Genomic DNA, 22,470 nt, shown 5'->3' with positions numbered 1-22,470 from the left:
ACCGTACGCTTGGTGACTGTGAGCCCCCGTCGCAATCGCCCTCGCCGGGACGAGAACGCCAACCTGGACGCCGACCGCGTCCGGCAGGGTGTCGCCTCGGTGCAGCAGTGGACCGACGGCGCCTGGCAGGTGCGCGGCATCGGGGCGGGCGCGTCGGTCAAGACGTACCGTTGCCCCGGCTGTAACCAGGAGATCCCACCCGGGGTGGCGCACCTGGTGGCCTGGCCGGCAGACGGTCTGGGTGATCTGACCGACCGGCGGCACTGGCACAGCGGTTGCTGGCGTGCCAGGGAGCGACGCGGCCCGGCGGTGCAGCGCGGCCGGGGCGCCCCGCGCTACTGAGCGACTGCCCGGGGCCGCCTCGCGCCACGGCTGAGCGACCTGTCCGGGGCGCCTCGCGCCACGGCTGAGCGACCTGGATCACCCTGTTACCGCCTGGGCGGGCGGTGGCGGCGACTTCGCGCCAGACTTGGGCGGTGAGCACAGCGATCCGCGCGTCGTCGATCCTGCCCCGCCGCCGGGAGGACATCGAGCTGCACACCGCCGATGGTCTGCGGCTGGTCGGCGAGTTGGCACTACCGGCCGACCGGCCGCCGGTGGCCACCCTGGTCTGCCTGCACCCGCTGCCCACGCACGGCGGGATGATGGACAGCCACGTGTTCCGCAAGGCGGCCTGGCGGCTGCCCGCGCTGGCCGACCTGGCCGTGCTGCGGTTCAACACCCGGGGCACCAGCAGCATGCGCGGCACCAGCGAGGGTGCGTTCGACGGCGCGGTGGGGGAGCGGTACGACGTTGCCGCCGCCATCGAGTACGCGGAGTTCGCCGAGCTGCCCAACATCTGGCTCGTCGGCTGGTCGTTCGGCACCGACCTGGCGTTGAAGTACGGCTGCGACCCGGCGATCGCCGGTGCGATCCTGCTCTCTCCGCCGCTGCGCTTCTCGGCCCCGGAGGATCTGGCCACCTGGGCCGCCTCGGGGCGACCCTTGACGGCGCTGGTGCCGGAGTTCGACGACTACCTGCGCCCGGCCGAGGCGCGGGAGCGGTTCGCGGCGGTGCCGCAGGCCGAGGTGGTCGGCGTCCCGGGTGCCAAGCACCTCTGGGTGGGCGACGCGGAGACGGTGCTCGACGAGATCGTCCGGCGGGTCAACCCGGCCGTCGAGGTGCCGCTCCCGACGACCTGGGACGGCCCGATGGAGGCCGGCGACGTCAGCGCGTACGCCGACCGGACGGTGGCCTCGTTCGCGGACACGCCCGTGCCGCAGCCGGGCGACTGACGGCTCAGCGCCGCTCCTGGCGGGGCAGCACCACCTCGCGCAGGATCAGTTGCAGCGCGGCCACCGTGGGGATGGCGATCAACGCGCCCACCACGCCCAGCAGCGCCACCCCGAGCAGTGCGGCGAGCAGGGCGGCCACCTCGTTGACCTCCACCGAGCGCCGCATCACCTTCGGGTAGATCAGGTAGTTCTCCACCTGCTGGTAGATGAGGAAGAAGACCGCACAGGCGATGCCGGTGGGCAGGTCGGACGCGAAGCCGACCAGGCTCACGATCACCGCGCCCAGGGTGGCGCCGATCTGCGGGATGAGGTCGGTCACCGCGACCACCACGGCCAGCGCGAACGGGTACGGCAGGCCGACGATCAACGCGAACACGAAGGTGGTCGCGCCGGCCAGCACCGCGATGCTCAGCGCCCCGACCATGTAGGCGCCGACCTTGGCAAGGATCTCGTCGCCGATCAGCTGCACCCGCTCCCGCCGAGAGCGGGGCACCAGCGAGTAGCCCAGCGAGCGCAGCTTGTTGAAGTAGGCCAGGAAGTAGATCGTCAACACCAGCACGGTCAGCGTCCGGAACACCGTGCCGAAGATCAGTTGAGCACCGCCGAGCACCCCGCCGAGGGCCCGCCCGATGGTCTGCGCGTTGGCGGCGCCCTGCACCCGCTCCACCACGTCGTACCGCTCCACCAGGTCGTTGACCGTCGGATTGCGGCGCAACTCGTCGAGCAGGCTCGGGATCTGGTCGATGAACTGCCCCGACTGGGTGACGATCGGCGGGACCAGCGCGACCACGCCGCCGCAGAGCAGCAGCACCACAGTCAACGCGACCCCCGCCACCGCCAGGCCGTGCGGCACGCCCCAGCGGCGTAGCCGGACCACCGCCGGGTTGAGACCGACCGCCAGGAAGAGCGCGATCACCACCAGCACCAGGATGCCGCCGGCATTTCGAATCCCCAGATAAAGGGTGTACGCCAGCAGCACGCCCAACGCGCCGGTGAAGCCGATCAGGAAGCTGCTGCGGCGCAGCGGGCGCCCCGGAGTGCCGAACTTTCCGGACGGGACGGCCGGCGGTTCGTCCGGGTCGATTCCCGGAGCGGGGACCGGCACCGGCGGTGGTGTGTCGACCGGTGCGGTTTCGGTCGACGGGGGATCGGGCGTCGCGTCCGGATCGTCAGCCGACGGGTCGTGCTGTGGCACCAGGGACCTCCCGGCTCAGGCCGTCGGACGACCGGCGGCAGCGACGGCTGTTTCTGATCATCTCTCAGCGCGTCAGCAGCGTAGCGACTTCATGGTCGCTATCGACCACAAGGCCGTCAACCTGGTGCTCCAGGTGCCCGACCAGCCGCCGTCCGTGCCTCGACCCACCACCCGACATCGTCTAGCTCCCGCCGACGCGCAAATCTTGGACACTTTCCGTTAGCGCGTAACGGAAACTGTCCAAGATCTGGTGGTGTGGTGGCTTCCCGGCGGTGAAAGCTGTTCGGATGCTGCCCGCCGACGACGCTGACGCACTCGACTGGCTCGCCTTCGAGCAGGCGGGCGTGCTGACCACCGCGCAGGTGTCCGGCCTGCTAAGCGAGGGGACGGTGCGCGGGCGAATCCGCTCCGGCCGGTGGCGGTCGATCTGCCGCGGCGTCCTGCTGACCGGTAACGGTCGCCTGAACCGCGACCAACAGCTCTGGGTCGCGGTGCTGGCAGCTGGACCGGGTGCGATGCTGGCGGGGGTGACCGCCGCCACCGAAGCCGGGGTACGAGGGCTGCGCCGCGAGCCACTGCACGTGCTGGTGCCGGCCGTCCGCCGTGCTGCGCGGACCTCGCTGCGTCGCCTCCCGATCGACATGCCCGCAGTGCTGGTGCATCGCACGTCGGTGCTGCCGGACTCGCATCGGCAACTCGCCCGTCCACCACGCACCACGACGGCCAGAGCACTCGTCGACGCGGCGGGATGGTCCGTCGGTGTGGACGAGGCGCAGGGAGTGCTGGCGGCCGGTTGTCAGCAGCGGCGGGTGCTGCCCGAGGAGTTGCAGGCGGTGCTCGACGTCCTCCCCCGAGCACCGCGCCGGCACCTGATCCAACAGACCGTCGATGACATCGCCGGCGGCGCGCAGGCGCTCTCCGAGATCGACTTCCTGCGCCTCTGTCGCCGGCATCGGCTGCCCGTCCCTGATCTTCAGGAACATCGGGTCGACGCGGCGGGCCGCAACCGCTGGCTGGACGCGTACTGGCGACAGTGGCGGGTGCAGGTCGAGATCGACGGCGCGCACCACATGGACGCCCGGCAGTGGGCGGACGACATGCGTCGGCAGAACGAGGTCTGGACCAGCGGCGACCGGATCCTGCGCTTTCCGGCCTGGCTGGTCCGCGCCCGCCCCGACGAGGTCGCCGACACCGTCCGGCGGGCCCTCGTCGCAGCCGGCTGGAGCCCCACCCAATCCCAGCGCCGTCCGACGCACAAATAGATCTCGGACAGTTTCCGTCAACGGGTAACGGAAACTGTCCAAGATCTCGATGCTCGGTTGGTTATGCGGCTGGCGACGCCGGCCGTCAGTCCTTCTCGATGGTGACCTTGCTGGGCTTGGCGCTGCGCTCGTCGGTGGTCGGCTTGCTGGGCCGCTTGCCGTTCTCACCGGTGCTGGTGATCTTGGTCGGCTTGGCGCCTCGGCCACCCTCGCCCGGAACGGCGGCCACGGTGGGCTCCCCGTCCACCCCGGCGCTGGCCGCGCCTCCGTCGACGGTGGTCACCGGCTCGGCCACCGGTCGGGTCGTGGACTGCCCGGCGCCCTCGGCCCCGGCGTTCACCGGCTGCCGGGTGTCGGCGGGCTCGGTCTTGAGGCCGGTAGCCGCACCCGACCCGGCCGGCGTGCCCGCATCGACGGTCGCCACGTCAGGGACGGTCGCCGCGCCGGACACGGTCGCGCCGTCATCCCCGTCGTCGGCCGCGCTCCGGCTCGCACCGTCACCGGCGGCCGGCGCGGTCGGGCCGTCGATCGGCCCCGCGACGCTCTGCAACCGCAGCTCGGCCATCTGCCGCTGGAGCTCGTCGGACTCCTGCCGGGACTTCCACGTCTCCTGGCGAAGGTCAGCGAGCTGCTGCTGGGCCTGGGCGATCTCCAGCATCACCTGGGCGAGCTGCTGCCGGCCCGCCGCCGACTCCTGCTGGGTGGCCGCCAGGTGCTGCTGCGTGGTGGCCAGGTGCTGCTGGGTGGTGGCCGCGTACTCCTCGAACTGCCGGCGGGAGGCCGCGACATGCTCGTCGGCCTTGCGGCGCTTGTCGCCGGCCTCGGTCTCGGCCCGGCGCAGCAGCTCGGCGGCCTCCGCCTCGGACCGTTGGCGCAGCGCCGCCGCGGCCTGCTCGGCCGCCTGCCGGATCCCGGCCGCGCCCTGCTCGATCTCGTTCTTGCGGGCCGTGTATTCGGTCTCCAGCTCGTCTTTGCGGCCGGAGTAATCGGCTTCGAGCTCGTCGCGGCGAGCGGTGAAAGCCGTCTCCATCTCCTGCTGACGGCTGGTGAACCCGGTCTCCAGCTCCTGCTGGCGGGACTTGTGCTGCTTTTCCAGCTCGTCGCGGCGCTTGGCGTACTCCTGCTCGGCCGTGGCCCGCCGCTGCGCCAGCTCCCGGTCGGCCGCCTCCCGCCGGGAGTTGACCTCCTGCTCCACCCCGGCCCGCCACGCGCCCAGCTCCTGCTGGGTCTGCGCCCGGGCGTGCTTGACGTACTCCTCGGTCTCGGCGCGCATCCGCTGCACGTACGCCTCAGTCTCGGCGCGGTTGCGCTTGGCCGACTCGGAGGCCTGCGTGGTCAGCCGCTCCGCCTCCTGCTGGGCCTTGGCGCGGGTGGCGCGGCCAGCCATCGACGCGTCGTCGATGATCTGCTTGGCCTCCTGCTGCACCTTGGCGTGGGTGGCCCGGCCGGCCTCGGTGGCGGCGTCGGTGAGCCGCTTGGCCTCCTGGAGGGCCTTCGCGTGCACCTCCTTGGCCGCCTCGCGCAGGTCGCTGGCCTCCTGCCGGGCATTGGCCAGCGCCTCGCGAGCCGCCTCGCGCAGCTTGGTCGACTCCTGCTGGGCCCGGGTGTGGATCTCCTTGGCGGAGTCGCGTAGCTGGGTGGCCTCCTGCTGGGCCTTCGCCAGCGCGTCCTGCGCCGCCTTACGCAGCTGTGCCGACTCGTCCTTGGCAGCCCGCAGGGTCGCGTCCGCCTCGGCCCGCTTGGCGGTGCTGTGCCGCTCCTCCTCCGCGCGGCGCGCGGCGAGGGCGATCTCGAAGTCCTTCAGAGCCCGCGATGCCTGCTCGCGGGCCTCTTCGATGATGTGCTCAGCGGCGTTGCGGCGGGCCTCGATCTCCCCGTTCGCATCGGCCAGGATCTGCTCGGCCTGCTCCTCCGCGAGAGTGAGGATCGACTCGACCCGCGGACCGAGGTGCCGGAACGAGGCGCGGTCCACCACGTTCATCTGCTTGCGCACCTGAGTCAGGTCGCGTTGCAGCACCTCGACCTGGCCGGCGAGCTTGTGGATCTGTGTGTACGCCTGTTCCCGTTCGGAGGCGAGGGTCGCGATCTCGTGCTCGGCACGCGCGACATACCGGTCGACCTGTTTCTTCTCGTACCCCCGCAGAGCGGACTCGAAGCTGGGCTCCGTCGTCACGTCCCCGCCGAGAGCGAACAGTTCCTCGCCGTGCGACATGCCCCCATCCTCACACGCAACGGGCCCTGCTGGGGCGATACGGACGGGCCTTGTGCGAGCTACTTCACTCCGTTGCGAGCGGGAGATTCCACGAACTGGGAAACGCATACGGCGCGAGGTGGACCCGGTTACCCGGTGTCACCTCGCGCCGTTCGATGCCCCGACCTGACGGCCTCGCGTCAGCCAGCGGACTCCGCGGGGACCCGGTCCTGACCGCCCTCGGTCTTCTTGGCCTCCGGCTTGGCCGCGGGAGCGGCAGCGGCCGGCATGCCCGGAACGATGCCGGCGAGCCCGGAGAGCATCTGGCCCAGCTGCGACGTGACCGCGTCCTTCTGCCGGGTGAGGTCGTCGACCTCGCGGCGGGCGGCCTGCGTGGTCAGCTCCGCCTCGGTGCGGGCCTCGGTGAGCAGGCGCTGCGACTCGGCCTTGGCCTCGTTGAGCGTCTTCTCGGAGTGCGCCTTGGCCTTGTCGACCGTCTCGGCGGCGTTGCGCTCCGACTCGACCCGCCGGGCCTCGGCGCGCTGCTCGATCTCCTTGGCACGCTCCTGCGCGGCCCGGGCACGCTGCTCGGCCTCGCTGACCAGCTTCTGGGTCTGCGCGACCTGGGCGGCGTGGCGCTCGGACTCCTCGCGCTCGGCCTTCTCCCGCCGCTCGGCGAGCTGGAGCTCCAAGGCCTGAAGGTCCTTGTCGCGCTTGTCCCGCGCGTCGGTCAGCAGCTTGGTCGCCTCGGCGCGCTTCTCCTCAGCCTCGCGGGCGGCCTTGGCCCGCTGCTGGGTGATCTCGCGCTCGGCGGTGGCGCGGAGGGTGGCCACCTCCCGCTCGACTGTCGACTTCAGCTCGGCCACCTCGTGCGCGGTGACGGTGCGGAGCTGCTTGGTCTCGCGGTCGGCGTCCGCGCGCAGCGTGTCGGCCTCGCGGCGGGCCTGCACCCGGACCTCGGCGGCCTCGCGTTCGGCGGCCGTACGCAGGTTGCCGGCCTCGCGCTCGGCGCTGGCCTTCATGGCCGCGGCCTCGGCACGTGCCTTGTCGGTGATCTCGCGAGCCTCGAGGCGGGCGGCGGAGAGGATGCCCTCCGACTCGCGCTTGGCCTCGTTGCGGTGGTCGTTGGCCTGCTCCTCGGCGAGCCGGAGGATCTGCTCGACCCGGGTGCCGAGCCCCGAGAGGGTGGGCCGGCTGTTCTCTTCGAGCTGCTTGTTCGTGTCGGTGAGCTTCTGCTCCAGCGCGCTCATGCGCTGCTCGGCCTGGCGGAGCCGACGCTGGGCGTCGTTCATCCGCTGCTCGGCCTCGGCACGGGCCTGCTCGGACTGGGTCAGCGCGGCGGTCATCCGGCCGAGGAAGTCGTCGACCTGGTGAGTGTTGTATCCGCGTAGGCCTACGGTGAAATCTGGCTGCGAGTTCGCGTTATCGAAGAACGCGAGAGGGGAGGACTGCTGCTGGGGCATTGGGACATACTGGCAGACGCCCCAGGGTGCTTCGCAAGAGCGGTGCGGAGCTTTCGTGCCCTCTTTACATGGTCAACTTCCGCGATCGGCAGAGCCGGACCAATCGGCGATCTTGGCAGGTCCCGGGCGGGACGGGCGCCATGCCGCGTGATCCGGAAAAGGGCCCCGGGGTTACCCGAGGCCCTTTGTTCGATCCGAGCAACCGCACGCTAATCGGGTTGGAAGAACAATGGCCGATCACCGCATTGGCCATCCACCGCTCATCCGTCCGGCTGGTGTCCAGGTCAGTGCCCCGAACCGGCGTGCGCCGGTCAGTGCCCGCCAGAACCGGCCGTGCGCCGGTCAGTGCCCCCGGAACCGGTTGATTGCGTCCTCGTGCTGGGCCCGCAACTCCCCGTCGCGTACGCCGAGGCCGTCGGTCGGTGCCAGGCAGCGCACCCCGACCTTGCCCTGGTGGGCGTTGCGGTGCACCTCGTACGCGGCCTGACCGGTCTGTTCCAGCGGGTAGGTGCGGGACACCGTCGGGTGCACCCTTCCCAGCGCGACCAGGCGGTTGGCCTGCCACGCCTCGTGGTAGTTGGCGAAGTGGCTGCCGACGATCCGCTTGAGGTGCATCCACAGGTAGCGGTTGTCGTACTGGTGCTGGAAACCGCTGGTGGACGCGCAGGTGACGATGGTGCCACCGCGCCGGGCCACGTAGACGCTGGCGCCGAAGGTCTCCCGACCTGGGTGCTCGAAGACGATGTCCGGGTCCTCGCCGCCGGTCAGTTCGCGGATCCGCTCGCCCAGGCGCTTCCACTCGTCCGGGTCCTGGGTCTCCTCGTCCTTCCAGAACCGGAAGCCCTCTGCGGCCCGGTCGATGACCAGGTCCGCGCCCATCCGGCGGCACAGCTCGGCCTTCTCCGGCGAGGAGACGACGCAGACCGGGATCGCGCCGCCGTTGAGCGCCATCTGGGTGGCGTACCCGCCGAGGCCACCGGAGGCGCCCCAGATCAGCACCACGTCGCCCTGCTTCATGTTGGCCCCGTGGTGCGAGACGAGCTGCCGGTACGCGGTGGAGTTGACCAGCCCCGGGCTGGCCGCCTCCTCCCAGCTCAGGTGTCGCGGCTTCGGCATCAGCTGGTTGGCCTTGACCACCGCCATCTCGGCCAGCCCGCCGAAGTTGGTCTCGAAGCCCCAGATCCGCTGCTGCGGGTCGAGCATGGTGTCGTCGTGCCCGGCCGCGTCCTCCAACTCGACGGAGAGGCAGTGCGCGACCACCTCGTCGCCGGGTGCCCACCGGGTCACCCCGGGGCCGGTGCGCAGCACCACGCCGGCCGCGTCCGAGCCGACCACGTGGTACGGCAGGTCGTGCCGGCGGGTCAGCTCGGAGAGCCGGCCGTAGCGCTGGAGGAACTTGAAGGTGGACACCGGCTCGAAGATGCTGGTCCACACGGTGTTGTAGTTGATCGCGCTGGCCATCACCGCGATCAGTGCCTCGCCCGGCGCCAGCTCCGGCGTCGGCACCTCCTGCACGTGCAGCGCCTTGCGCGGGTCCTTGTCCCGGGTGGCCATGCCGTCGAACATCCGGGACTCCTCGGCGCGGACCACCACACCCCGGTAGCTCTCCGGTACGGGCAGCCCGGCGACGCCGGCGAGCTCGCGGTCCGGGTCGTTCGATTCCTCCGCCGCCATGATCGCTTCGAGGATGTCCTGCACGGTGACCTCCGGTTCGTCCGCACCCGAATGGGCCGGGGTGCTGCCATCGTCGGCGCCGGTGGGGCACGACCACCATGTCGGCATTCGACACATCCGACCCCGGTCGCGCTCCTGTGTGGCGGACGTTACTGAACGGTAGCTAAAGCCGGAAGTCCTGTGTGAAAAACTGCATCCGCCGATGCGTGAAGCTGCCCGGCCACCCCACCAACCGAGCACTGACGTGCGCCCCGGCCGCAACCGAGCCCAACCGCCCCGGCCCACCCACCCACAAGCGCACGCCCCGTTGATCAAGAGCTTTCGGTCACCTGCGAGCCGCAGGATGACGCAAACCTCTTGATCAACGGGGCGTGCGGGGAGGTGGGGGTGGGGGGTGGGGGTAGGGGGTCAGTGGGGGGTGGGGGCGGGTTCTACCAGTTCCACCAGGACGCCGCCGGCGTCCTTCGGGTGTACGAAGTTGATGCGGCTGTTCGCGGTGCCGCGTCTCGGGGTCTCGAAGAGCAGCCGCATTCCCCGCTCGCGCAGTGCCGCGCAGGCCTTGTCGATGTCAGCCACGGTGTACGCGACCTGCTGCACGCCCGGCCCGTTGCGGTCCAGGAACTTGGCGATCGTCGACTCCGGCGTCAGCGGGGCGAGCAACTGCACGCAGCCGCCCTCGGTGGTGGGGCCGACGGACAGCATCGCTTCCCGCACGCCCTGCTCGGCGTTGGTCTCGACGTGTACGCAGCGCATCCCGAACGTCCGCTGGTAGAAGTCGATCGCGGCGTCCAGGTCGGCGACCGCGATCCCGACGTGGTCAATCTTGCGAAGCCCGATGTCCGTGACGTAGTCCTCACCGGGCTCGGCGGGGGAGTTCTCAGTCATGGCGTTAGTCTGGCCGAACAAGCGTTAAGGCGTACAGCTCGGCACCCCCCTCGAACAGCTCGGCACCCCCTTCGGAGGCAGGCATGGCTTCGGTGATCATCAGCGGCGCGCGGACCCCGATGGGGCGGCTGCTGGGCAACCTCAAGGACCTTCCGGCCACGAAGCTCGGCGGTATCGCCATCAAGGCGGCGCTGGAGCGGGCCGGCGTCAGCCCGGACCAGGTCCAGTACGTGATCATGGGGCAGGTGCTCCAGGCCGGCGCCGGTCAGATCCCGGCGCGGCAGGCGGCGGTCGAGGCTGGCGTGCCGATGTCGGTGCCGGCGCTGACCATCAACAAGGTCTGCCTCTCCGGCCTGGACGCGATCGCCCTGGCCGACCAGCTGATCCGTGCCGGCGAGTTCGACATCGTGGTGGCCGGCGGCATGGAGTCGATGACCAACGCCCCGCACCTGCTGATGGGCCAGCGCACCGGCTACAAGTACGGCGACGTGGTGGTCAAGGACCACATGGCACACGACGGGCTCAGCGACGCCTGGGACTGCTGCTCGATGGGTGAGTCGACCGAGCGCCTCGGCACCAGGCACGGCATCACCCGCGAAGAGCAGGACGCCTTCGCCGCCGCCAGCCACCAGCGGGCCGCCGCCGCGCAGAAGAACGGCCACTTCGCCGACGAGATCGCCCCGGTGGTGATCCCGCAGCGCAAGGGTGACCCGCTGGTCATCAGCGAGGACGAGGGCATCCGCCCGAACACCACCGTCGAGTCGTTGGCCAAGCTGCGCCCCGCCTTCGCCAAGGACGGCACCATCACCGCCGGCAGCTCGTCGCCGATCTCCGACGGCGCCGCCGCCGTGCTCGTGATGAGCAAGGCCAAGGCCATCGAGCTGGGGCTGACCTGGCTGGCCGAGATCGGTGCGCACGGCAACGTGGCGGGCCCGGACAACTCCCTGCACTCGCAGCCGTCCAACGCGATCAACCAGGCCCTGAAGAAGGGTGGCCTGAGCGTCGCGGACCTGGACCTCATCGAGATCAACGAGGCGTTCGCCCAGGTCGGCGTTCAGTCCACTCGGGACCTCGGGATCAGCCCGGACAAGGTCAACGTCAACGGCGGCGCGATCGCGCTGGGGCACCCGATCGGCATGTCCGGCGCGCGTCTCGTCCTCACCCTCGCCCTGGAGCTGAAGCGACGCGGTGGCGGCACCGGCGCGGCGGCCCTCTGCGGCGGCGGTGGCCAGGGCGACGCGCTGATCATCCACGTTCCGGGAAGCGCAGCGGCGGACCGGTGAGCGCGAGGAGCGAGCCGATTCTGCGAGCACCGCAGTCGCGAACGAAGACGGCACTGTGAGCGAGGCGGCCGAGCAGGTCCCGGCAGCTGGCAGCACGTCGGTGCGCCGCAGTCGGGACGTACCGCAGCTGGTCGAGCGGGCCCGCGCGGGCGACCCCCGCGCGGTGGCCCGGTTGATCACATTGGTGGAGAACGGCGACCCGCTGCTGCCGGCGGTCGCCGCGGCGCTGGCACCGTACGCCGGGCAGGCCCAGGTGGTCGGGTTGACCGGCTCACCCGGGGTGGGCAAGTCGACCACCACGAACGAGCTGGTCCGCTCACTGCGCGCACGCGGGCACCGGGTCGGCGTGCTGGCGGTGGACCCGTCCAGCCCATTCACCGGCGGCGCGATCCTCGGCGACCGCGTGCGGATGCAGGACCACGCCACCGACCCGGGCGTCTACATCCGGTCCATGTCCAGCCGGGGGCATCTCGGCGGGTTGTCCGCGGCGACGCCGCAGGCGGTCCGGGTGCTGGAGGGCGCCGGCTGCGACGTGGTGCTGGTGGAGACCGTCGGCGTCGGGCAGGCCGAGGTCGAGGTGGCGTCGCTGGCCGACACCACGCTGGTGCTGCTCGCACCCGGGATGGGCGACGCGATCCAGGCGGTCAAGGCCGGCATCCTGGAGATCGCCGACGTCTTCGTGGTCAACAAGGCCGACCGCGACGGCGTCGACGCCACCGTCCGCGACATCCAGGGCATGATCGCGCTCGGTGAGCGCGGCCCCGGGCAGTGGCGGCCGCAGGTGGTCCGCGCGGTCGCTTCGCGGGGCGAGGGCATCGACGACATCGCCGCCGCCATCGACAAGCACCGGGGCTGGCTGGTCGAGCACGGCGAGCTGCGCCGCCGCCAGGAGGCGCGGGCCGCCGCCGAGGTCGAGGCCATCGCGCTCGGCATCCTCCGGGCCCGGATCGGCTCCCTACGCGACGGTACGGAGCTGGCCACGCTCGCCGCGAAGGTGGCCGAGGGCGGCCTCGATCCGTACGCGGCGGCGGACACCCTGCTCGCCCAGCTCGCCCGCTGACCCGCCCGCTCGTTGGTCGCCGTCTCGCGCGGTCTGCTGAGCCGAAACGACCCGGCGGGTCGCGTCCCGGCGACGTCCGGCGAGGTGCTGGCAGTCAGGTGCGTGTGAGGGCGTCCCGTTCACACCTGCTGAGCAGCCACGGAAGGTGCGGGGCGCCCACCCGCCCGCCGCCGAGCGCGGTGAGGACCAGCGTGGTGTCGCCGACGCGCATCACCACCCGGTTGCCGCTGGCGTACGCCTCGTCGCCGATGCCCGGCAGCGGGGTGGCGACACCGCGCGCGTTGGCCCGCCACGCGATCCGTCCCGCCGTACCGTCCGCCCACGCGGCCCGCAGCACAGTGGAGTCGTCGAGCTCGGAGCGGAAGTCGACGCGATGCGGGCGGCGTTCCACGCGTACGGGTTGACCGACGAACCGCGCGACGTCCTCGACGGACACCGGAAGCGGCCCGGCCCGCACATGGCGTACCTCCCCGAAGACGTCGGTGACCAACGGGCCGGTCAGTTCGCTGTCGGGTCCGGCCGACGGCCGGGGGCCCGGGTCTGCCGGTGCGTGCGCGCTGACCGCGATGACGCGTCGGCTCCACGGCCGAACGGTGATCGTCACGACGTCGCCCTGCCGCCAGCGGTCGCCCCACTCGTGGGGCAGCGCCCAGGCGGTGGTCTCGTCGGCGGTCCCGTCGTCGATCACGAGGTGGCTCATTCGTGGGCTGTCCTGCGCCCGCCGCAGGTGGAGCGCGAGCACCCGGCCGGTGATGGTCACGGACCGCGTCCGGTCCACCAGCGTGCGGATCAGCAGGTAAGCGCCGCCGGTGAGCAGCACGTAACCCGGCAGCGCGTACCAGCCCGCGTGGCCGGCCACGATCAGCACGAGCGTTCCCGCCAGCACGACCAGCAGCGCCTGGAGGAACAGGGCTGGGGTGCCGCTGCCGTACCAGGGCCGTCCTCGCGGATAGCGCACCCGGATCCTGCGACAACCGCCGTGGTAGGTCGACCAGAGGTTGCGCCGGACACCGGCGCTGAGGTCGAGGACGTCGCTGGCCTGCTGGGTCACGCCCAGCGCGGCGCCGTACGCGAGGTAGCGGTCCCAGATCGCCACCGCCGACGGCGGCAGCTCGGCGAACTGCTGGTGGTTTCGCAGCCAGGACCGCACCCCGAGCCAGCGGGCGGTGGCTTCCGACCCGGCCGGAGTGGCGCGCTCGCCGATGCGCTGCACCAGGCCCGCGAGCACAGCGGCGACGGTGAGGGAGACGAGGAACGTCCAGCGGAGGTGGGTGCGGTGCACAGCCACGAGGCCGCAGACCACGCCGACCGCGAGTGCCCCGAGGTACAGCGCGGTCATCATCGTCGGCCCGAATCGGCGTTGCGACAGCCCGGCCGCGCGGGCATCGGCGACCACGGCGGCGCGCAGCCGGCTGTTCCAGGTCCTGGACTCGTTGTCGTCCCGGAAGGTCAACGCCGTCAGCGGCACCACACCGTCGACGGCGAGCTCGCGAACCCGCCCCAGCACCTGCCGTTCGTACGGCCGTAGGCCGCCCTCGTCGGGATGCTCCCCGGCGAGATGGATGGTGGTCCCATAGGGGTCGGCGTCCGGCTGTCGCAGCTCGTAGTAGCCGGCCGCGGCCAGGTCGAGCAGCGTCGAACCCGCCGTGCCCGCGTGAGTCGACCCGCCGTTGACCAGCAGGCCCGCCACGGCGGGCGGCTCCGGGCCGAGATCCATGGTGGCCGGTAGGGCGGCAGGCGGCACTGGGCGGGTGGCGACCCGGCAAGCCGCGTACGCGAGGAGCCAGAGCCCGAGAGCGGCACCGGCGAGGAGGAGGTCGGGCACGGCCTAGAAACCGATCGCGATCACTGCACGGTCGGAGTCGGCCACGGCGAACAACTCACGCCGATGGAAGCCGAGCATGCCGGCGACCAGGTTCGTGGGGAAGCTCTCGATCGCCGTGTTGTACTGCTGGACGGCGTACGTCAGGAACTGCCGTGAGTAGGCGATCTTGTCCTCGGTGGTGGCCACCTCGCTCTGCATCGCCGCGAAATTCTCGCTCGCCCGCAGCTGCGGATACGCCTCGGCAAGTGCGACGAGACGACCCAGAGCCCGGCTCAGCGCGTTCTCGGCGTCGGCCCGCCCCGCGTCGCCGCCACTGTGCGCGATCGCCACACCGCGTGCCGCCACCACGGCGTCCAGGGTGCCGCGCTCGTGCGACGCGTATCCCTTGACGGTTTCGACAAGGTTCGGGACCAGGTCGTGCCGTCGCTTGAGCTGCACGTCGATCTGGGACCAGGACGCATCGACCTGGTTGCGCATGCGGACCAGCTTGTTGTAGACCCGGATCAGCCACACCGCGACCAGCAGGACCACCGCCGAGCCCACGAGGCCGGCGGCAAGGATCGATGTCATCTGGGCAAGATAGCGAACGGGGCGTGCCGCACCGACCGGGCGTCCACAGCGGACCCCGCCCTAGTACGCTCGCACGGCCCCCACGCCGCCGGCGCGGGGCCGGTGCGACGGGTGGGTGGGAGAGCATGGCTGACGACGCGACCCAGGAGCTGTCGGTGACCCCGGACGCGGTGGCGGGCGGGAGCACGCACGTCTCCGACGAGGTGGTGGAGAAGATCGCGGCGGCCGCCGCCCGAGCGGTGCCCGGGGTGGCCGAGCTGGGCGGCGACGTGGCCCGGTTCTTCAACACGGTGCTCGACAAGATCGGGCTCGACCAGGTGGGCGACGCCCGGCGCGGCTGCTCGGCGCACGTCACCAACGGTGCGGCGGTGATCAACCTGGTCATCGTGATCGACGCTGGCCGTCCGGTGCCGGAGGTGACCGACGCGGTCCGGGCGAGGGTGACCGAGGCGGTCGAGGCGTACGGGCTGCGGGTTGACGAGATCAACATCCGGGTCGACGACGTGGCGATGGGCGCACCCTCGGCTCCGACGGTCTGACCTGAGCGCGCTCCGGTGGGTGCCCTAAGCTCCTGACGTCAAGATCCTCAGTGGAGGGTCCACCGGAATGGAGTAAAGATGCCGAAGATTCTGCGTCGTCCGCGCCGCCGCACCCTCATTGCTGCTGCCGCCCTGGCCGGCGGCATCGTGCTGGGCACCGCGTCGCCCGCTCTCGCGGACTACAACAGCCCGATGTACCCGACGATGTCGGCGTGCAAGGCGGCCCGCCCGACGTACGTCTCGTCGTGGACGTCGCCCCAGCAGTGCTGGCCGATGTACAACAACAGCGGCACCGTGGTGGTTGGTTACCAGTTCCTCGTGAAGACCCGTTACTGAGATCAGTCTCGTGACCTCGGGTGGCGGTGGGCAGCAGGTGCCCGTCGTCGGGGAATGACGGACGTCCGTCGTGCCACCGGGGTCCCTCGTGCCGGTGCGGCGGTGGCAACGGCCACCGCCGCACCGAAACCGGGCGAGAGTTGGACGCCGGCGATCCACGCACTCGGGATGCCGCCGCTCCGGAGTCGGCCCAGCGCACGTTACCCGTCGGTACGACGTGACTTAGCGATCGTTCAGGTGAGGGCCTTACACTCGACGTGCTGTCGAGGAACCGAGGAGGAGCCCTGCTCATGGACGCCGACGAGATCGACGCCGGACGCGCGCGCTGGCAGGCCCGCTACGACGCCGCGCGCAAGCGGGACGCCGACTTCACCACGCTTTCCGGCATGCCGGTGGAACCGGTCTACGGGCCGCCGGAGGGCGCCACCTATCCCGGCTTCGAACGGATCGGCTGGCCGGGCGAATATCCGTACACCCGGGGTCTGTATCCGACCGGATACCGCGGACGGACCTGGACGATCCGGCAGTTCGCCGGCTTCGGCAACGCCCAGCAGACCAACGAGCGTTACAAGATGATCCTCGGCGCCGGCGGCGGAGGCCTCTCGGTCGCGTTCGACATGCCGACGCTGATGGGCCGCGACTCGGACGACCCGCAGGCGCTCGGCGAGGTCGGCCACTGCGGCGTCGCCATCGACACCGCCACCGACATGCAGGCGCTCTTCGACGGCATCGACCTGGCCGACGTCACCACCTCGATGACCATCTCCGGCCCGGCCGTGCCGGTGTTCTGCATGTACCTGGTCGCCGCCGAGCGGCAGGGCGCCGACCTGTCCAAGCTGGACGGCACACTGCAGACCGACATCTTCAAGGAGTACATCGCGCAGAAGGAGTGGCTCTTCGACCCGGAGCCGCACCTGCGCCTGATCGGCGACCTGATGGAATACTGCGCCGCCGAGATCCCGCGCTACAAGCCGCTGTCGGTCTCCGGCTACCACATCCGCGAGGCCGGCTCGACCGCCGCGCAGGAGCTGGCGTACACCCTGGCCGACGGTTTCGGCTACGTGGAGCTGGGTCTTTCGCGCGGGCTGGACGTGAACGTCTTCGCGCCCGGGCTGAGCTTCTTCTTCGACTCGCACCTCGACTTCTTCGAGGAGATCGCCAAGTTCCGCGCCGCCCGCCGGATCTGGGCCCGCTGGCTGCGCGACGTCTACGGCGCGACCAGCGAGAAGGCCCTCTGGCTGCGATTCCACACGCAGACCGCCGGTGTGTCGCTGACCGCGCAGCAGCCGGTCAACAACGTCGTACGCACCGCCGTCGAGGCCCTCGCGGCGGTGCTCGGCGGCACCAACTCGTTGCACACCAACGCGCTGGACGAGACCCTGGCGCTGCCCACCGACGAGTCCGCCGAGATCGCCCTGCGTACGCAGCAGGTGCTGATGGAGGAGACCGGTGTGGTCAACGTGGCCGACCCGCTCGGCGGCTCCTGGTACGTCGAGGCACTGACCGACAAGATCGAGGCCGAGGCGGAGGAGATCTTCGCCCGGATCCGGCAGCTCGGCGGGGACGGGCCGCACCAGATCGGCCCGATGACCTCGGGCATCCTGCGCGGCATCGAGGACGGCTGGTTCACCGGGCACATCGCCGAGTCGGCCTTCGTCTACCAGCAGGCCCTCGAAAAGGGCGACAAGAAGATCGTCGGGGTCAACTGCCACACCGGCACGGTCGCCAAGGAGCTGGAGATCCTGCGCATCTCGCACGAGGTGGAGCTGGAGCAGCGCCGGGTGCTCGCCGAGCGCAAGGGCGCCCGGGACGAGTCGGCTGTCCGCGCGGCGGTGGCCCGGATGGTCGACGCCAGCCGCACCGACGAGAACATGATCCCCGCCATGCTCGACGCGGTCCGCGCCGAAGCGACCCTGGGGGAGATCTGCGACGCGCTCCGCGCCGAATGGGGCACCTACCGCGAACCCGCCCGCTTCTGACCCATACCACCACCCCCGTCGATCACGCATCCGCTGCCCGCTTCCGGGCGGCAGAAATGGCCGATCGCCGGGGGTGGGGGTGGGGCGTGAGAGTTGCAACGTCGGGGTTGCGGGTGAGCTGAGATCGGGGGCTCACGTGCGAGACTAGGTAACCATGAGCGACCCACGGATCACCTCGTCGATCTTCACCCGCGGCGCGGTCGACCTCAGCACGCTGCGTGGCCCCGCACCAGCAAGTCCCCGCCCCGGCACGCCCCCGCAGGGCGGCCCGTCCAACGGCGCCCCGGGCGCGCCCACCGCAGGCGGTAACACCGCCATCGTGGACGTCACCGAGGCGACAATCCAGTCCGACGTGCTCGAACGGTCGATGGCCATGCCCGTCGTCGTGTTCTTCGGCGCCGCCGGCTTCCCGGAGAGCGACGAGTTCGCCCCGGTGCTGGAACGGCTGAACGCCGAGGGCGACGGCACCTGGGTGCTGGCACGGGTCGACGTGCAGGAAAACCCGCGAATCGCCCAGATGTTCCGGGTCCAGGGCATTCCCATGGTCTACGCGGTCGTCGGCGGGCAGCCCGTCGACGCCTTCTCCGGGGTCGTGCCCGAGGCGCAGCTTCGGCAGTGGCTCCAGGCCGTCCTCAAGGCCGGCGGCGTGGCCGTGGCCGAGCCGGAGGACCCCCGCCTCGACGAGGCGGACGACGCGCTGATGAGCGGGGATCTGGACGCCGCCGAGCAGGCGTACAGGAAGATCCTGGCCGACGCGCCCGCGGACGCCGCGGCCACCGCGGGGCTGGCCCAGGTCGGGGTGGCCCGCCGGGTGGCCGGCGCAGACCCCACCACCGCCATGGCCGCCGCCGAGAGCGCCCCCGACGACGTGGCCGCCCAGCTGCTGGCCGCCGACATCGAGGTGCTCAGCGGCCTGGCCGAGCAGGCGTACGCCCGGCTCGTCGGTCTGGTCCGGCGCACCGCCGGCGAGGACCGCGAGACCGTCCGCCAGCACCTGGTCTCGCTCTTCTCCATCGCCGGCCCGGACGATCCGGCGGTCGCCTCGGCACGCCGGGCCCTGGCCAGCGCCCTGTTCTGAGTTCGTAGCACGCCAGCGCGGGCCGGCGTTCCGGCCGGCCCGCCCGACCACCGAGGACGGGAGCTCATGATGCGCCGGATCGCCGTCCTCGACGCGCCGACAAACCTTGGCCTGCGGCCACCGACGTCCACGTCGGTCCCCGGTTGCGGCAAGGCGCCCGGCGCGCTGCGCGACCACGACCTGCTGGCCCGGCTGCGCGCCCGCGACGCCGGCTGCATCACCCCACCCCGGTACGACCCGGGCGACTGGCGGCCCGGCGACGGCGTGTGCCACGCCCGGGAGATCGCCGACTACTCGCTGGCGCTCGCCGAACGGATCGGCTCGATCATCGACCGGGGGGAGTTCCCGGTGGTGCTGGGCGGCGACTGCTCGGTGCTGCTCGGCTCGGCGCTGGCCATGCACCGCCTCGGTGAGGCCGTCGGCGGGCGGATCGGGCTGGTCTTCGTCGACGGGCACTCCGACTTCCGGCACCCCGGCAACGCCTCCTACGTCGGCGCGGCCGCCGGTGAGGACCTTGCCCTCGTCACCGGGCGTGGGCAGGCCGACCTGGCCGCCCTCGAGGGCCGCCGACCCTACTTCCGCGACATCGACGTGGTGGTGCTCGGCATCCGCGCGCAGGACGAATACCGGCTCGACCTCCAGGCCGCCGGGATCACCACCCGGCCGGTCCCCGCGCTGCGCGCCGAAGGTGCCGCCCGCACGGCCCAGTGGGCGCACGAGCAGCTCGCCGACTGCGCGGGCTACTGGGTGCACATCGACGTGGACGTGCTCGACCCCGCGGTGATGCCCGCCGTGGACGCTCCCGACCCGGGTGGCATCGCCTTCGCCGAGCTGGAGATCCTGCTCGCCGGCCTGGTCGACACCCCGCACTGCCTCGGCGTGGAGCTGACCGTCTTCGACCCCGACTACGACCCGGACGGCTCGTACGCTGCCGAGATCGTCAACACCGTGGTCGCCGGCCTGGCCCCGGTCAGCGCACCGGAAGCGGTGCCGCCCCGACTGCTCTCGGCCCGGCCGACCCCCGGCCCCCGGCGCGGCAACGGCCGGACCCCGGGCACCACCGAACGACCCGACCGCTCCCAGCGGCTCGACGGGATGGATCGTGCCGACCAGCTCGGTGGGCTCGTTCGTGGTGCGCGCCCTGATGGGCTGGAGCGGGGCGAGCGGTTCGATCAGCTCGTTGCTGCCGAGCGGCTCGATGCGCTGCCGAGCGCGATTCATGGCGAGGAGTCGCACGCCGACGTTCCCCCGTGGAACCCGTCCGTCGACGCCAGGTCGCTCGCGGAGGCCGGACCCTCCGATGTCGGGTCTGCCGGCGACGCATCCTCGGCCTTCGGGTCTGCCGGCGTTGGTTCTTCCGACGGCCGCTTCTTCGGGGGCGCAACGCCGCACGACATCGTGGCCGAGGCGGAACCAGCAGTCACCAACGGTCAGGCCCGCTCCGAGCAGTCGAGCGTCGCAGCGGACATCGCCGCCACGTTCGAGCGGGAGCCGGTCGAGCGGGAGTTGGTCGAGCGGGAGCTGGTCGAGCGGGAGCTGGTCGAACCGGAGCCGGTCGGCCCGCCCGCGTCGGCCGGCCCAGGCCTGCTGCGGCGACCTTCCGCACCGGCCCAGAACCCCTCGGACCACCACAAAGCCGACACGGCCTGACCCGTCTGGCGGCCCCTCCGGGCCGTGATCGACTCGGTTTCACGGAAGTCGCGGTATCCAGGTGGCTCGGACACCGCAGTTTCCGTGAAACCGAGTCGATCAACGCCTTCGTGGTGCGGGGGCCGCTCGCTGCGGGTGCGCTCGTCGCGCGGGTGTCAGGACTGTGGGAGGGCGCGGAGGAAGCGCTCGGCGATCGGGACGGCCGAGGCAGTGCTGGCCCCGCCCTTCTCCACGAACACGGCGAACGCCACGTCACCCCGCCAACCGACGAACCAGGCGTGGGTGTGGGCCGGGTTGTCGTCGTACTCGGCGGTGCCGGTCTTGCCGTACACCTCGCCCGGCACATCCTTGAGTGCGCTGCCGGTGCCGCTGGTGACCACCTCGCGCATCATCGAACGCAGCGCCGCGACCGATTCCGGCTTGAGCTGCTCACCCGCCGCGGCCGGCTTGGCCGGCGCCGGGTCGAGCAGGAGCTTCGGCTGCTCGAACCGGCCTCGGGCGACGGCGGCGGTGGCACCGGCCATGGCCAGCGGGCTGACCAGCGTGGTGCCCTGCCCGAACGATGCCGCGGCCTGCTCGGCCGGGCTGCCGCCCGTGGACACCTTGCCGGTGAAGGCGTCGGTGCCGAGGTCCCATTGACCCTCCAGGCCCAACGCGCGGCCGGCAGCGGCCAGCCCGTCACCGCCGAGCTTCGGGGCCAGCGAGGCGAACGCCGTGTTGCAGGACTTGGCGAAGTCGGTGCGGAACGGCACCGAGCCCAGCTCGAAGTTGTCGGAGTTCTTGAAGGACCGACCGTCGACGGTGAAGGTCTTCGGGCAGGCAACCGGCCCGTCCAGAGTGACAGCGCCCCGGTCCAGCAGGCCCAGCGTGCTGACCACCTTGAACGTGGAACCCGGCGGCACCTGGGCGGTGAAGGCCAGGTTTTCCCCGGCCGGCCCGGGACCGTTCGCCGCGGCGAGCACCGCGCCATCGCTGATCCGGAGAGCCACCAGGGCGGAGCGGCGGGACTCGGCGCGCAGTGCCCCGTCGGCCGCGTTCTGGGCGGCGACGTCCAGCGTGGTCTTCAGCGTCTGGCCGGGCTGCGGCTCCCGACGGAACAGCTCAGTGCCGGTGGACTCCAGTTTGCCGCCCTCGGCCGGCCGCTCGACCACCACGGTCAGCCCGGGCGCGCCGCGCAGCCGTTCGTCGTAGCGGCCCTGCAACCCGCCGTGCCCGACCAGGTCGCCGGCGACGTACCGGTCCGGGTGTGCGGTGAGGTCGTCCGCCTGCGCCGGGTCGACAGTGCCGAGCACCGCCCGGGCAAACTCCCGGGTCGGTGCCAGGTCGACCTTGGCGGAGACGAACTTGGTGCCGTCCAGGTCGTAGATCCGGGGCTTGATCTGGAGGTACGCCTCCTCGCGCAGCGACACCACCTCGACGAAGGCGCCCGGCTCGGCCTTGGCGACCCGCTCGGGCAGGTCGGCCAGGTCGACGGCGGGCACCAGCGCCGGGCGGATCGCCTTGAACGCCCCGTCGAGGTCCTTGACCAGCTTCTTGATGTCGGTGACCCCGTCGGGCTGCACGCCCACCCGGACCACCGGGCGCGGAGTCACGAGCGGTTGCCCGGCGGCGTCCAACACCGCGGCCCGGGCACCGGCGTCGCGGCGCACCGCCAACCGGTCACCCTTGGTGAGCTGCTCGTGCACCACCCTGGGCTCCCAAATCACCTGCCACTGGTCGTCATCGCCGTGCGCGAGGCGTAACTCCCGGTCGTACGCCCAGCGGGTCTGACCGGGCAGGTTCCACTCCACCTGGACCGTCGCGGTCGCGATGTCCTTCGTGACCTTCGGCTCGCCGCGCCGCTTCAGCGTGGGCGGGGTGGCCGCCAGCTCACCGGAGAGCTCCTTGATCTCGCGAGTCACCTCGGCCGACGGCAGCTTGTTGCCGGTCGGGTCGATCAGACCGACCGCCTGGAGATCGCCGCTGCGCCAACCGCTGAGGAAGGCGTCGACGCTGCTCTGCGGCCCGTCGTCACCCGAGCAGCCGGCGAGAACACCGGCCGTGAGCAGCGCCGTGGTGAGGGCGGCGGTCAGGCGGCGGGCGTGGTTCGGCCGGTGGGGCCGGGGGTACGACAAGGGCATGGAGCTGGTCCTTCCGATCTCAGACTGCCCTCGCACGGTAGTACGCCGACGCCGTCCCCAACGTCCCGTGGGCGCGCGAGCGTGGG

17 protein-coding genes and 1 pseudogene are annotated in these 22,470 nt (G+C 71.6%); 10 read left to right on the top strand and 8 right to left on the bottom strand.

Annotation, left to right across the window (positions count from 1 at the left end; genetic code table 11):
- The first annotated feature begins 12 nt into the window (after positions 1 to 12).
- Together GA0070619_RS22515 and GA0070619_RS22510 are read left to right on the top strand one after the other, a co-directional pair.
- Positions 13 to 342: an ATP/GTP-binding protein gene (locus GA0070619_RS22515; protein ID WP_088949890.1), complete on the top strand. Its 330-nt coding sequence runs from the start codon at positions 13 to 15 to the stop codon at positions 340 to 342.
- 134 nt (positions 343 to 476) lie between these two features.
- Entirely contained in the window at positions 477 to 1,274 is a 798-nt protein-coding gene (locus GA0070619_RS22510) for an alpha/beta hydrolase (RefSeq protein WP_088949889.1), read from the top strand.
- A gap of 4 nt (positions 1,275 to 1,278) precedes the next feature.
- Here the strand turns inward: GA0070619_RS22510 and GA0070619_RS22505 are convergent, their stop codons facing one another.
- The gene (locus GA0070619_RS22505) at positions 1,279 to 2,358 is read right to left on the bottom strand and encodes an AI-2E family transporter (protein ID WP_088951982.1); all 1,080 of its coding nucleotides are present in this window, start codon (positions 2,356 to 2,358) and stop codon (positions 1,279 to 1,281) included.
- 398 nt (positions 2,359 to 2,756) lie between these two features.
- Here GA0070619_RS22505 and GA0070619_RS22500 point away from each other — a divergent pair, with 398 nt between their 5' ends.
- Entirely contained in the window at positions 2,757 to 3,731 is a 975-nt protein-coding gene (locus tag GA0070619_RS22500; RefSeq protein WP_088949888.1) for an endonuclease domain-containing protein, read from the top strand.
- An 85-nt stretch (positions 3,732 to 3,816) separates the two neighbouring features.
- On the opposite strand, the gene GA0070619_RS22495 is transcribed toward GA0070619_RS22500, so the two are convergent.
- From GA0070619_RS22495 to mce, 4 genes are all read right to left on the bottom strand, one after another.
- Positions 3,817 to 5,943, bottom strand: coding sequence for a coiled-coil domain-containing protein (locus tag GA0070619_RS22495; RefSeq protein WP_088949887.1), 2,127 nt, complete (start codon positions 5,941 to 5,943; stop codon positions 3,817 to 3,819).
- A gap of 179 nt (positions 5,944 to 6,122) precedes the next feature.
- Positions 6,123 to 7,385 (bottom strand): DivIVA domain-containing protein, encoded by a 1,263-nt coding sequence (locus tag GA0070619_RS22490; protein WP_088949886.1) that lies wholly within the window; start codon positions 7,383 to 7,385, stop codon positions 6,123 to 6,125.
- A 342-nt stretch (positions 7,386 to 7,727) separates the two neighbouring features.
- Positions 7,728 to 9,083 (bottom strand): crotonyl-CoA carboxylase/reductase, encoded by a 1,356-nt coding sequence (gene ccrA / locus GA0070619_RS22485; protein WP_088951981.1) that lies wholly within the window; start codon positions 9,081 to 9,083, stop codon positions 7,728 to 7,730.
- A 384-nt stretch (positions 9,084 to 9,467) separates the two neighbouring features.
- On the bottom strand, positions 9,468 to 9,944 hold the full coding sequence (gene mce, locus GA0070619_RS22480) for a methylmalonyl-CoA epimerase (protein ID WP_088949885.1): 477 nt from the start codon (positions 9,942 to 9,944) through the stop codon (positions 9,468 to 9,470).
- Between the two features lie 83 nt (positions 9,945 to 10,027).
- On the opposite strand from mce, the gene GA0070619_RS22475 reads away from it, so the two are divergent.
- Together GA0070619_RS22475 and meaB are read left to right on the top strand one after the other, a co-directional pair.
- Positions 10,028 to 11,227, top strand: a complete 1,200-nt coding sequence (locus tag GA0070619_RS22475; RefSeq protein ID WP_088949884.1) for an acetyl-CoA C-acetyltransferase — start codon at positions 10,028 to 10,030, stop codon at positions 11,225 to 11,227.
- 55 nt (positions 11,228 to 11,282) lie between these two features.
- Positions 11,283 to 12,287, top strand: coding sequence for a methylmalonyl Co-A mutase-associated GTPase MeaB (meaB, locus tag GA0070619_RS22470; protein ID WP_088949883.1), 1,005 nt, complete (start codon positions 11,283 to 11,285; stop codon positions 12,285 to 12,287).
- Between the two features lie 94 nt (positions 12,288 to 12,381).
- On the opposite strand, the gene GA0070619_RS22465 is transcribed toward meaB, so the two are convergent.
- Both GA0070619_RS22465 and GA0070619_RS22460 read right to left on the bottom strand, forming a co-directional pair.
- Complete coding sequence (locus GA0070619_RS22465; protein ID WP_088949882.1) at positions 12,382 to 14,112, bottom strand: DUF2207 family protein; 1,731 nt, start codon at positions 14,110 to 14,112, stop codon at positions 12,382 to 12,384.
- A gap of 3 nt (positions 14,113 to 14,115) precedes the next feature.
- A complete protein-coding gene (locus GA0070619_RS22460; RefSeq protein ID WP_088949881.1) occupies positions 14,116 to 14,682 on the bottom strand; it encodes a LemA family protein in 567 nt (188 codons plus the stop codon).
- 125 nt (positions 14,683 to 14,807) lie between these two features.
- On the opposite strand from GA0070619_RS22460, the gene GA0070619_RS22455 reads away from it, so the two are divergent.
- From GA0070619_RS22455 to GA0070619_RS33580, 5 genes and pseudogenes are all read left to right on the top strand, one after another.
- Positions 14,808 to 15,221, top strand: a complete 414-nt coding sequence (locus GA0070619_RS22455; protein ID WP_088949880.1) for an Asp23/Gls24 family envelope stress response protein — start codon at positions 14,808 to 14,810, stop codon at positions 15,219 to 15,221.
- Between the two features lie 78 nt (positions 15,222 to 15,299).
- Positions 15,300 to 15,557 (top strand): hypothetical protein, encoded by a 258-nt coding sequence (locus tag GA0070619_RS22450; protein ID WP_088949879.1) that lies wholly within the window; start codon positions 15,300 to 15,302, stop codon positions 15,555 to 15,557.
- A 290-nt stretch (positions 15,558 to 15,847) separates the two neighbouring features.
- Positions 15,848 to 17,536: an acyl-CoA mutase large subunit family protein gene (locus tag GA0070619_RS22445; RefSeq protein ID WP_088949878.1), complete on the top strand. Its 1,689-nt coding sequence runs from the start codon at positions 15,848 to 15,850 to the stop codon at positions 17,534 to 17,536.
- A gap of 154 nt (positions 17,537 to 17,690) precedes the next feature.
- Positions 17,691 to 18,614, top strand: coding sequence for a tetratricopeptide repeat protein (locus GA0070619_RS22440; protein WP_088949877.1), 924 nt, complete (start codon positions 17,691 to 17,693; stop codon positions 18,612 to 18,614).
- Between the two features lie 66 nt (positions 18,615 to 18,680).
- Positions 18,681 to 19,662, top strand: a pseudogene (locus GA0070619_RS33580) (arginase family protein); the annotation flags it as partial.
- Between the two features lie 757 nt (positions 19,663 to 20,419).
- On the opposite strand, the gene GA0070619_RS22430 reads toward GA0070619_RS33580, so the two are convergent.
- Positions 20,420 to 22,384: a penicillin-binding transpeptidase domain-containing protein gene (locus GA0070619_RS22430; RefSeq protein ID WP_088949875.1), complete on the bottom strand. Its 1,965-nt coding sequence runs from the start codon at positions 22,382 to 22,384 to the stop codon at positions 20,420 to 20,422.
- Between the last annotated feature and the right edge of the window lie 86 nt (positions 22,385 to 22,470).

The organism is Micromonospora zamorensis (genome assembly GCF_900090275.1).
GTDB classification, from domain to species: Bacteria; Actinomycetota; Actinomycetes; order Mycobacteriales; family Micromonosporaceae; genus Micromonospora; species Micromonospora zamorensis.
The sequence above is the reverse complement of the archived record's forward strand: the minus strand, read 5'-3'. Positions and strand labels throughout refer to the sequence as shown.

Bases quoted from the DNA above. Each gene is read 5' to 3' on its own strand.
- GA0070619_RS22475 (WP_088949884.1), top strand. From the start codon at position 10,028: ATGGCTTCGGTGATCATCAGCGGCGCGCGGACCCCGATGGGGCGGCTG.
- GA0070619_RS22450 (WP_088949879.1), top strand. From the start codon at position 15,300: ATGCCGAAGATTCTGCGTCGTCCGCGCCGCCGCACCCTCATTGCTGCT.
- GA0070619_RS22430 (WP_088949875.1), bottom strand. From the start codon at position 22,384: ATGCCCTTGTCGTACCCCCGGCCCCACCGGCCGAACCACGCCCGCCGC.
- GA0070619_RS22440 (WP_088949877.1), top strand. From the start codon at position 17,691: ATGAGCGACCCACGGATCACCTCGTCGATCTTCACCCGCGGCGCGGTC.
- GA0070619_RS22455 (WP_088949880.1), top strand. From the start codon at position 14,808: ATGGCTGACGACGCGACCCAGGAGCTGTCGGTGACCCCGGACGCGGTG.
- GA0070619_RS22500 (WP_088949888.1), top strand. From the start codon at position 2,757: ATGCTGCCCGCCGACGACGCTGACGCACTCGACTGGCTCGCCTTCGAG.
- GA0070619_RS22495 (WP_088949887.1), bottom strand. From the start codon at position 5,943: ATGTCGCACGGCGAGGAACTGTTCGCTCTCGGCGGGGACGTGACGACG.
- GA0070619_RS22490 (WP_088949886.1), bottom strand. From the start codon at position 7,385: ATGCCCCAGCAGCAGTCCTCCCCTCTCGCGTTCTTCGATAACGCGAAC.
- mce (WP_088949885.1), bottom strand. From the start codon at position 9,944: ATGACTGAGAACTCCCCCGCCGAGCCCGGTGAGGACTACGTCACGGAC.
- GA0070619_RS22460 (WP_088949881.1), bottom strand. From the start codon at position 14,682: ATGACATCGATCCTTGCCGCCGGCCTCGTGGGCTCGGCGGTGGTCCTG.
- GA0070619_RS22445 (WP_088949878.1), top strand. From the start codon at position 15,848: ATGGACGCCGACGAGATCGACGCCGGACGCGCGCGCTGGCAGGCCCGC.